Raw genomic sequence first — 10311 nt, forward strand, 5'->3', positions numbered from 1 at the left:
AACATGCTAGGAGGAGATAGGTGAATTTTCAAGCAGATGGGGACCTGCCTCTGACCGAAGCTGGGCGCCGACAAGGGATCCCAGCCAGCCTTGCTGAAGAGCTTCTTGAGCAGGAGTCAGTTCAGGCAACACCTCCAACGTGTAGACATCGGGCCGAGGGGGATCCAACGGGATCCAGAAATGTTTCAACTGATCGGCTTGAAAAACGCTCAAACAAATGATCTGGTGGGGCTGATAGGCCGTCAAGCGTTCCGCCAAGTTGGCAGCGCTCACCCTGAACCCATCCAGGGCCACCAGCTCATCGCCGGCCCAGATGCCCGCTTTTTGCGCCGGGGATCTCATCTCCACTGTGCTGATGCGATTGCCCTCGCCGTTGAAATTAAGGCCCAAGTAAGGGCTGGGGTTGGGGCGGCTGAAGTGGGCTTTAAGGGTGAGGCCAAAGGGGTGTAGGTAAGTGTTGTAGTCTAGCTCTTCCGTGCCTTCCACATAGGCTGCGAAAAACCGGCCAAGATCGGCACCGGCTGCCCGCTCAAACGCCTCCCGCAAGTCTTGGTCGCTGTAGCCCTTCCCTGACCGACCAAAGCGCTGCCACAGATCCTGCAAAGCTGTATCCAGGGATCCCTGACCGCCGGAAAGGTGACGGATGTGCAGATCCAGCAGCCAACAGACCAAAGCCCCTTTTAAGTAATAAGAAACCTGGCTGTTGAGGGTGTTTTCGTGGGGGCGGTAGAGTTTGATCCAGGTATCGAAGCTGGACTCCCGCAGCGATTGCACGGCCCGGCCCGGAGTACGCTGCAAGCGGCCAATCTGTTCGGAAAGAATCTTCAAGAAATCGCCGGCACTGAGGATCCCTGCCCTCAATAAGATGACGTTTTCGTAATAGCTGGTCGCCCCCTCACAAAACCACAGACATTCCAGATAATTTTCCTGGTTGTAGTCGATCTTTTCCAATGCCAGCGGACGCAGACGCTTGACATTCCAGGCATGAAACAACTCGTGGGCCAGCAAAGACAAAAAGCGCCGATAGGACTCCGGCTGATGCAGCTCTAGCCCAGAGTAAAGAAGGGTGGTGCTGTACTTGTGCTCAAGGCCACCAAATCCTCCCGGCGACAAATGCACGATAAACCAGTAACGGTCATAGGGTAGCCCACCAAAAAATGCGGCTGTGGTTTCGACAATGGCCTTGGCATCGGCAACGGCCCGATCGACATCCAGAGTGCCCGACCCCCAAACCACAAGGTAATGCGGGATCCCTTCCACCTCAAACGATTGCACTCGATGTGGACCCACCTCCACCGGGCTATCCACCAGCTCGTCATAGTCCTCTGCCACAAAAGACTGGCCGGAAGTGGGATCCTCAGAAGGAGAGGTCAAGGGCCGCAAACTGGTGGCGATGTGCCAATCCGGCTTGGGGGGGATCACCGTCAAAGTGTAGGGTTCCCGCTCGCGACCGGGCACGTAGAGGAAGAGCGCTGCCCCGTTGAAATAGGCGTGGGTCAAATCCAGATGGTTCGTGCGCACCGTCAGCTCATAGGCATAGACCCGATAGCACACCTTCACAGCAGAAGAACCCGGCGGATCGATTTGCCAGGTATTCTTATCCACCTTCCGCCAGGCCAAAGGGATCCCTTGCTCAGTTGCCGCCTGAAACTCCTGCACGTGACGGGCATATTCCCGCACCAGGTAGGATCCCGGCGTCCACACCGGCAGTCGCAGCCGCAAAGGCACCTCTGGATCCACCTCTTGGATCTGCAGTTCCACCTCCAGCAGGTGATTGGCCGGATCCGGCATCCGCACTGTGAAATGCTGGCGGCTCAGTTGAGAAGGTGCAGCAACGATAACCTCTGGGATCCCCATAGAACCCACCCTACCCTCTACTGCCAAGGGCTGGCGCAGCCCCCAGCGGCAATGGCTCCTATCCTAACCTCTGCCTTTGGCTGGAGAGCAGCAACGAGACTTAAAAATGTAGCGCGTGCTACAAAGATACCTAGGCAGAACCTTCTACTTTAGGGTAAATCTTGGTATCCTCGTAGATTCTGAAGTCAATGGGTTGCAACCTAGCCTAATGCTTCTAGATTGATCTTAGTAGGTTGATCTTAGGTATAAACTGACCTTAAAAGGTTGATGAGTATGGCGGTGGCCGTAGCGGAAAAATCTCTGATCACAGCCTTCAAGCAATTGGGAGGCCCTCACCATCCTCCGGTTATCGAAACGTTTGAGCGCGGGAAGACCATTTTTTTTCCAGGGGATCCGGCGGAGCGGGTTTACTTTTTGGTAAAGGGAGCCGTTAAGCTCTCGCGGGTCTACGAAATGGGAGAGGAAATCACAGTTGCCCTCCTGCGCGAAAACAGCATCTTCGGCGTGCTCTCCTTTATCACGGGACAGCGCTCCGACCGCTTTTATCACTCGGTGGCTTTTACACCTACCGAGTTACTCTCTCTGCCGATCGAGCAGGTGGAAAAATCCTTGCAGGAGAACGCCGAACTGGCCATGTTGCTGGTTAAAAGCCTGTCGTCTCGTATCTTGCAAACGGAGATGATGATCGAGACGCTGGCTCATCGCGACATGGGATCCCGTCTGGTCAGCTTTTTGTTGATCCTCTGTCGCGATTTCGGAGTGCCTGGCCCGGATGGGGTCACCATCGATCTCAAGCTGTCTCACCAGGCCATTGCCGAGGCCATTGGCTCAACCCGCGTCACCATCACCCGCCTGTTGGGAGAGCTGCGCAAGAAGAAGTACATCTCCATTCACAAGAAGAAGATCACCGTACACGACCCGATGCGGCTGAGCCATCGCTTTGCCTAGAAGGAAGAGGAGAACACTTCCTGAGCAGCACCTTGCCCAGGCAAACCCCGCTCGACGGCTGGTTGAAGCTCTGGCCGGCCTATGTTCAATCTACTGCTGCAGCCTTGAAGAATCTCTGTGCCCGAAGGACAGACTTAAAGTTTTCTGGAAGCTGACCGGATCGCGGGCAAGAATCTACTAGTCTATGGGGGGATCTGGCTTTGGCCAGAGCTATCTAGCCAATTGCTGAGGTGTAACTGTGGAAACGGCCATCGAGTGGATTACCGCCCATGAGATCCTCGACTCGCGAGGGCGTCCCACCCTAGAAGCCCTGGTGGGTCTAGCCAATGGAGCAACGGGCTTGGCGCAGGTTCCCAGCGGTGCCTCGACCGGTACCTTCGAGGCCCATGAGCTGCGGGACGGGGATCCCAAACGCTACGGCGGTAAGGGTGTGCTGAGGGCGGTGGAAAACATCCTTGGCCCCATCCAGTCGGAGCTGCAGGGAGAAGATGCCCTCAACCAAGCCCGTATTGACCAGTTGCTGATCGACCTGGACGGCACCCCCAACAAGTCCCGCCTGGGGGCCAACGCTATTTTGGCAGTTTCTCTGGCGACAGCCAAAGCGGCTGCGGAAGCAGTGGGCTTGCCTCTTTACAAATACCTGGGGGGGCCTTTTGCCAACCTGCTGCCGGTGCCGCTGATGAACGTGCTCAACGGCGGCGCCCACGCCGACAACAACGTCGATATTCAAGAATTTATGCTTGTGCCCATTGGAGCGGCCAGCTTTCGCGAGGCGCTGCGCTACGGGGCTGAGGTGTTTGCGGTACTAAAACAAGTGCTGCAGCAGAAGGGGCTGTCCACCGGTGTGGGGGATGAAGGGGGGTTTGCTCCTGATCTCGACTCCAATGCGGCGGCTTTGGATCTGCTGATGACGGCTATTGAACAGGCAGGCTACAAACCGGGAGCAGATATCGCCTTGGCCTTGGATGTGGCCGCCAACGAGCTGCTGCAGGATGGGCAATATCACTTTGAGGGCAAAGCCCACAGCGCGGCTGATATGGTGGCTTACTACCAGCAACTGCTGGCCAACTATCCCATCCTTTCCATTGAAGATGGGCTAGCGGAAGAAGACTGGGCCGGTTGGCAAGCCATGACCGCTCAACTGGGATCCCGGGTACAGCTGGTGGGAGATGACCTGTTTGTAACCAACCTGACCCGCCTGCAAAAGGGCATCGACAGCGCCGCCGCCAACGCCATTTTGATCAAGCCCAACCAAATCGGCACCCTGACGGAGACCGTCTCGGCCATCCAATTGGCAGTTCAAGCCGGCTTTCGCACCATCATCAGCCACCGCTCTGGCGAGACGGAAGACACCACCATTGCCGACTTGGCGGTGGCCACCCGTGCCGGGCAGATCAAAACCGGATCCCTCTGCCGCAGCGAGCGCATTGCCAAGTACAACCAACTGCTGCGCATCGAAGACGAGCTGGGGGAAGCGGCAGTTTATGCCGGTCGGGTGGGCCTGGGTCCTAGAGCTCGCTAACTTCCCGTTCCGTCCCAGGGGATCCCTAGCACCTGCACCAAAAAGGCCCAGCGGTCGGCAGCTTCCTCAATCAGCTTGCTGGTGGGCTTGCCGGCCCCGTGCCCTGCCTTGGTGTCGATGCGGATGAGGATGGGCTGGGATCCCCCCTGGGCTGCCTGCAGGGCAGCGGCAAACTTGAAGCTGTGGGCGGGCACCACCCGGTCGTCGTGATCTGCGGTGGTGATCAGGGTGGCGGGATAGGCAGTGCCGGGCTTGAGGTTGTGCAGAGGGGAATAGGCGTAGAGGGCCTTGAATTCCTCCGGGTTCTCCGGGGATCCGTACTCGGAGATCCAGGCCCAGCCGATGGTGAACTTATGAAAGCGCAGCATGTCGAACACCCCCACTGCCGGCAGGGCCGCTGCAAACAGCTCCGGCCTCTGAACCAGGCAGGCCCCCACTAAGAGGCCGCCGTTGCTGCCGCCGGAGATGGCCAACTTGGCGGGGTTGGTGTAGCCATGGGCTATCAGCCACTCGGCAGCGGCAATAAAGTCGTCGAACACCTTTTGCTTGTTGAGCTTGGTGCCCGCCTGGTGCCACTCTTCTCCGTACTCGCCGCCGCCGCGCAAATTGGGCTGGGCGTAAACCCCTCCCATTTCCAGCCAGGCCACCAGACCCACTGAAAAGCTGGGGGTAAGAGAGATGCCAAAGCCGCCGTAGCCATACAGCAGGGTGGGGTGATCCCCTGTCCGAGTCAGGCCACGGCGGTGGACGAGAAACATGGGGATGCGGGTGCCGTCTTTGCTGGTGTAAGACACCTGCTGCACCTCGTAGGCCTGGGGATTGAAATCCACCTGGGGCTGACGGAACAGGGTGCTGGTGCCGCTGGTGAAATCGTAGCGGTAGATGGTGGGCGGGGTAGTGAAGCTGGTAAAGGTGTAGAAGGTCTCGGTGTCGTAGCGCTTGCCGCCAAAGCCGCTGGCAGATCCCAGCCCGGGCAGCGGGATTTCTCCTAGGTAGCTGCCGTCTAAAGCAAAGGTCTTGATCTGGGTGTGGGCGTCTTTGAGGTAGAAGGCCACAAACTGATTGTTGATCAAGCTAACCCCCTGCAGGGTCTCCTCCGCCTCAGGGATCACCTCCTGCACCTGGTCGGGCTGCTCCAAGTCAATCGCCACCAGTCGCCGCCGAGGAGCTTGGCAGTCCGTCAACAGCCAAAAGCGGGATCCGTCGTTGCCCACGAAGCTGTATTCGGCCTCAAACTCGCGGATGAGCTCTACTACAGGAGACTGGGGATCCCGCAAGTCTTTGTAGAAGATGAGGTTTTTGGGATCCGTGCCCCGCCAGACGGAGATGATGAGGTAATTCCCATCTTCAGTAACCCCGCCGGCAAAGCCCCACTCTTTTTGGTCGGGGCGGTGATAGACCAAGACATCTTCTGACTGGGAGGTGCCCAGGCGGTGGTAGTAGAGCTTCTGGAAGTAGTTGGCGCTTTCGTATTCGCTGCCGGGGGCCGGTTCGTCGTAGCGGCTGTAGAAAAATCCTTGTCCATCCAGCGTCCAGCTTACTCCCGAGAACTTAATCCAGCGCAGGTGATCCGGCAAATCCTCGCCGGTCTCGATGTCCCGCACCTTCCACTCTTGCCAATCGGAGCCGGAGCAGGAGAGGCCATAGGCTAGATACCGTCCAGCGTGCTCCGCACCGCTGTCGCGAGCGCGGCTGATGGCAATGCCCGCTAGAGCCACCGTGCCGTCTTCCGAGAAGGTGTTGGGATCCAGCAAAACCCGCGCCTGGCCCTCTAGACTTTCTTGGGTGTAGAGAACGCTCTGGTTTTGCAGGCCGTCGTTTTTGAAGTAGAAGTAGCGGCCCCCTTCTTTGAAGGGCTGGCTGTATTTTTCATAGTTCCAGAGCTGGGTCAGGCGTTCTCGGATCCGCTGCCGGGCTGGGATCTGCTGCAAGTAGTTAAAGGTAAGGTGGTTTTGCGCCTCAATCCAGGCCCGCGTCTGCTCGGAATCCAGATCCTCCAGCCAGCGGTAGGGATCCGGCACCGGCTGCCCGTGGTAGATGTCCACAACAGTGGGATCGGGATAGCTGGGCGGGTAGTTGAGCATGAGACCTAAGCGCTAGAGCATGACTCTAGTCAATAATAAGCTCAACTATACTGAAAATAATGTATAATATGTTCAGTACGGATTACTACCAGTTGATCTTTCTGTTTACTTTCGAGTCTGCCAACATGGTAGCCAAAGCAAAGCAGAAAATTGGTAGTAAGACGACACGGAAACTGCGCTTTGGGTATTCTACTCAAAGCTTTGCGGGATACCGCCATTCTGTTTGGACTCCGTCCCGCTAACGCGAATGGAAACAAACAGAATGCTATCGCTGCATAGTTGAACAGTGATGTTCAGCAGTGTTCAGCGTAAATGTATCAGACCCATTCCACTATGGCAGAGGAGAAGCCAAAAACCCACTCTCCGGCTTTTGCCAGGCATGCTCGCTATAGTGGAAGCCGAGTTGCGGGATAGATTCTGTGTTGCAGGCTTCTCCTTTCTTCCAGGCCGGGCGGATGGGCGCCTATCCCCTGGGCTCAGGCTGCTATCACTTCTCGGTGTGGGCGCCCTTGGTTGAGCAGGTGGAGCTGAAGCTGCTCAGCCCTGTCCAACGTTGCTTTACTCTAGTGCGGGATGAGCAGGGCTATTGGCAGGGGGAGGTGGACGGGATCCCACCTGGGCCAGTGGACTACCTCTACCGCCTGCACACCTCAGCAGGGGTAGTGGAGCGGCCGGATCCCGCTTCCCGCTGCCAGCCCTACGGCGTCCACGGCCCTTCGCGGGTGGTGGATCCCCACTTCGACTGGCAGGATCAGGGGTGGAAGGGGATCCCGCTGCCCCAGTGGATCCTCTACGAGCTGCATGTAGGCACCTTTACCCTCGAGGGCACCTTTGCCGCCCTGATCCCTCGCCTGCCGGAATTGGTAGAGTTGGGGGTGAATGTGCTGGAGCTGATGCCGGTGGCCCAATGCCCGGGGGGACGCAACTGGGGCTACGACGGTGTTTATCCCTACGCGGTGCAGACCGCCTATGGGGGAGCTGAAGATCTGAAAGCCCTGGTGAACGCCTGCCACCAACTGGGCTTGGCCGTCATCTTGGATGTGGTCTACAACCACCTGGGGCCGGAGGGGAACTACCTGCGGGATTTTGGCCCCTACTTCACCGACAAGTACCACACCCCTTGGGGGGATGCCCTCAACTTCGACGACCGCTATTCTGACGGCGTGCGAGAGTTTTTCCTACAAAACGCCGAGTACTGGCTGGAGGAGTTTCATCTCGATGGGCTGCGGCTGGACGCGGTGCATGCCATCTACGACTTCAGCGCCTACCCCTTCTTGCAGGAATTGGCAGAGCAGGTGGATGCCCTAGAAGCTCGCACTGGCCGGCCCAGGGTTCTCATTGCCGAAAGCGACCTCAACGATGTCCGCCTCATCACCCCCCGAGAGCAAGGGGGCTACGGGCTAGATGCCCAGTGGTGCGATGACTTCCACCACTCACTTCACACCCTGCTTACCGGGGAAAAGACAGGCTACTACCAGGACTTTGGCGAATTGGAGCACCTGGCCAAGGCTTACCGGGAGAGCTACGTTTATTCTGGCCAGTACTCCTGCTACCGCGCCAGGCGTCACGGCAACTCCGCTGTTGGGCGACCGGGATCCCAATTTGTTGTCTGCATTCAAAACCACGACCAGGTGGGCAACCGCAGGCTGGGAGAGCGCCTTAGCCAGCTCACCTCTTTCGAGGGCCTCAAATTGGCTGCCGCTGCCCTGCTGCTAGCTCCCATGCTGCCGCTGCTATTTATGGGGGAAGAGTATGGGGAAGTGGCGCCATTTCTGTATTTTGTCAGCCACGGGGATCCCGACCTGGTGGAAGCGGTGCGCCAAGGACGCCGCCGCGAGTTCAGCGCCTTTGCCTGGCAGGGAGAGCCGCCGGATCCCCAAGCTGAAGAGACTTTCTTGCGCTCCAAGCTGAATTGGGAGTTGAAAAAGGCCGGTCACCACCAGGTTCTCTGGAAGTGGTACCAGGCCCTGATCCGGCTGCGCAAAACCCAACCGGCTCTCCAGCACTTGGAGCGGGATGGAGTGGAAGTGGAGCTGTTTTCGGGCGCTGGCCTTGCCCTGCACCGCCGCCACGGATCCCAGGCTTTGCTTGCCCTTTTCAACTTCAGCCCCGATCAGCCAGTCACCTATACCCAATGGCCCAGCGGCACCTGGGAAAAACTTTTGGACAGCCATGAGACCCAGTGGTTGGGCAAGGGATCCTCTCTGCCCGCCGGAAGCCAAGGAGATCTTGTGGAGGTACCGCCCTATGGGGTGGCGGTGTACGGTCAGAACCCCTAAAAGAGGTAATCCCGGCCGCAGCCGTAGCGCCAAGCCTCGCGGCGCCGTCTCCAGAAGTAGTCCTGGGGGTTGGTTTCCGGCTCCGGGCGATCTGTTAGCCTTTGCAGCAGCTCGTAGAGGCCAAGGGCGCCAAAGTGGCCCGCCCATGCCACCAGCTCCGGCAACCCCAACCGAGGCAAAAGTCTGGCTACCAAGCTGGGATCCCGACGCGTCACCCCCCACAGGGCCTGGGCCAAGCCGCCGAACTGCACTACATCCTGCAAAAAGGGCTTCACCACCTGGGGGCCGGCGGCAACCATGGCCGCAAACACCCTGCTCAACAGGCGGTTAATGCTATTGGGATCCCAACTTTTGTTCTGCAGAGGGGGAATCATGGCCTTCTGAAATAGCCAGGTCACGGCCAAGTTGGGCTGGTAGGGTTGCAGCAGGGCTAGGGCTGCCTGGTTCAACTGCCGTTGCGCCAGGGCCTCGTGGATTCCTTGTTGCAGGCGATCCAGGTGGCGCAACATGGCGCCAAAGCCGCCAAAGCTTAGAGGCGACTGGCTGCCACTGCTGTCCCCCACTGCCAACAGGCGATCCCAGGGCAGTTGCAGAGGGCTGCAGCGGTAGGCGGGGAAAACGCCACATAGCTTGCGCACCCAGCGGATCTGGGCCAGCTCCACCCCCTGGTAGGCTGGCAGCAGCCGGCAGTAATCCCGCCAGAGCTGCTCTAGACTAGGCCGCTCCGGATCTCGGTCGCAGTAGGTGAACAGATAGGTGGTGCGCCCATCGCGGGCGGGGAAGGCTTCCCAAAAGGGCTGGTAGCCGTTCTGGGCTGGGGTAAAGCTGTAGAAGAGATCTCCCGTGGGTTGGTCGGGCAGCCCCTGGGCACAGGATCCCACCACCAGACACACGCTATCCGGCGGCTGTCCTCGGCGAGCCTGGGCCACGAGGGGGGAGCGATGCCCCATAGCATCCACCAGCAACTGGGCAGTGAGGGATCCCGTGTTGGTTTGGATGCCGATCCCATCCGGGTGAACAGCAGCACCCAAAAAGCAAGTATTTTCCCGCAATTGGCCACCCCATTCCAAAAAGTGGGCTTTGCAGTGCTCCAGCAATCCAGCGGGATCCACCCCCACATTCAGCACCCCTTCCACCCACCAACTGGGGCCATCCCCAAAGCCAATACGCCCGCCAGGATAATGGGTCACCTGCACCTTCTCCCATTCCCTTGGGGTGAGCAGTTCCAGCTCCAGCAACACCTGCAATTCCTGCCGGGAGGTGTTCCACTCCTGCTCCCGACCCCGCAGGATCCCTCGCTCCAGCAGGATCACCCGCCAGCCCCGCTTGGCCAAAGCCGCCCCCAGAAGGATCCCCAAGGTGCCGCCGGCAATCACCACATCGGCATCCCAGGATTGGCTGCCCAAACGAGCGGAAGAAGGGTGAACCACTGCCGGGGGCAGTTCCGCCTGCGGCTGCCGCAGGGATCCCCACCAGGCATCCGAGGCGGGCAAGGCTTCCGGCGGGGGGACAACTTCAGCCATCGGCAGGAGCATGACTCTAGTCAATAATAAGCTCAACTATACTGAAAATAATGTATAATATGTTCAGTACGGATTACTACCAGTTGATCTTTCTGTTT

Annotated in this window: 6 protein-coding genes; 3 read left to right on the forward strand and 3 right to left on the reverse strand. The window is 58.7% G+C overall.

Going from position 1 to position 10311, the window contains the following annotated elements; genetic code table 11:
- Positions 1-6: 6 nt before the first annotated feature.
- On the reverse strand, positions 7-1857 hold the full coding sequence (locus ACVWXW_RS10580) for a M61 family metallopeptidase (protein ID WP_457403792.1): 1851 nt from the start codon (positions 1855-1857) through the stop codon (positions 7-9).
- A 273-nt stretch (positions 1858-2130) separates the two neighbouring features.
- Between ACVWXW_RS10580 and ntcA the strand changes: the two genes are divergently transcribed.
- Both ntcA and eno read left to right on the forward strand, forming a co-directional pair.
- Positions 2131-2805 (forward strand): global nitrogen regulator NtcA, encoded by a 675-nt coding sequence (gene ntcA, locus ACVWXW_RS10585; RefSeq protein WP_011434093.1) that lies wholly within the window; start codon positions 2131-2133, stop codon positions 2803-2805.
- Between the two features lie 238 nt (positions 2806-3043).
- On the forward strand, positions 3044-4327 hold the full coding sequence (gene eno, locus ACVWXW_RS10590) for a phosphopyruvate hydratase (RefSeq protein ID WP_011434092.1): 1284 nt from the start codon (positions 3044-3046) through the stop codon (positions 4325-4327).
- Here the strand turns inward: eno and ACVWXW_RS10595 are convergent.
- Positions 4324-6411, reverse strand: a complete 2088-nt coding sequence (locus ACVWXW_RS10595) for a prolyl oligopeptidase family serine peptidase (protein WP_457403793.1) — start codon at positions 6409-6411, stop codon at positions 4324-4326. The two genes, eno and ACVWXW_RS10595, sit on opposite strands and share 4 nt — an antisense overlap.
- A 455-nt stretch (positions 6412-6866) precedes the next feature.
- Between ACVWXW_RS10595 and treZ the strand changes: the two genes are divergently transcribed.
- Positions 6867-8690, forward strand: a complete 1824-nt coding sequence (treZ, locus tag ACVWXW_RS10600) for a malto-oligosyltrehalose trehalohydrolase (protein ID WP_457403798.1) — start codon at positions 6867-6869, stop codon at positions 8688-8690.
- Here the strand turns inward: treZ and ACVWXW_RS10605 are convergent.
- Positions 8687-10213: an FAD-binding oxidoreductase gene (locus ACVWXW_RS10605; protein WP_457403794.1), complete on the reverse strand. Its 1527-nt coding sequence runs from the start codon at positions 10211-10213 to the stop codon at positions 8687-8689. The genes treZ and ACVWXW_RS10605 overlap by 4 nt on opposite strands.
- Between the last annotated feature and the right edge of the window lie 98 nt (positions 10214-10311).

The sequence above is a fragment of the Thermostichus sp. MS-CIW-30 genome, assembly GCF_054058015.1.

Coding starts and splice junctions, on each gene's coding strand:
- treZ (WP_457403798.1), top strand. CDS start 6,867: ATGGGCGCCTATCCCCTGGGCTCAGGCTGCTATCACTTCTCGGTGTGG.
- ACVWXW_RS10605 (WP_457403794.1), bottom strand. CDS start 10,213: ATGGCTGAAGTTGTCCCCCCGCCGGAAGCCTTGCCCGCCTCGGATGCC.
- ACVWXW_RS10580 (WP_457403792.1), bottom strand. CDS start 1,857: ATGGGGATCCCAGAGGTTATCGTTGCTGCACCTTCTCAACTGAGCCGC.
- ntcA (WP_011434093.1), top strand. CDS start 2,131: ATGGCGGTGGCCGTAGCGGAAAAATCTCTGATCACAGCCTTCAAGCAA.
- ACVWXW_RS10595 (WP_457403793.1), bottom strand. CDS start 6,411: ATGCTCAACTACCCGCCCAGCTATCCCGATCCCACTGTTGTGGACATC.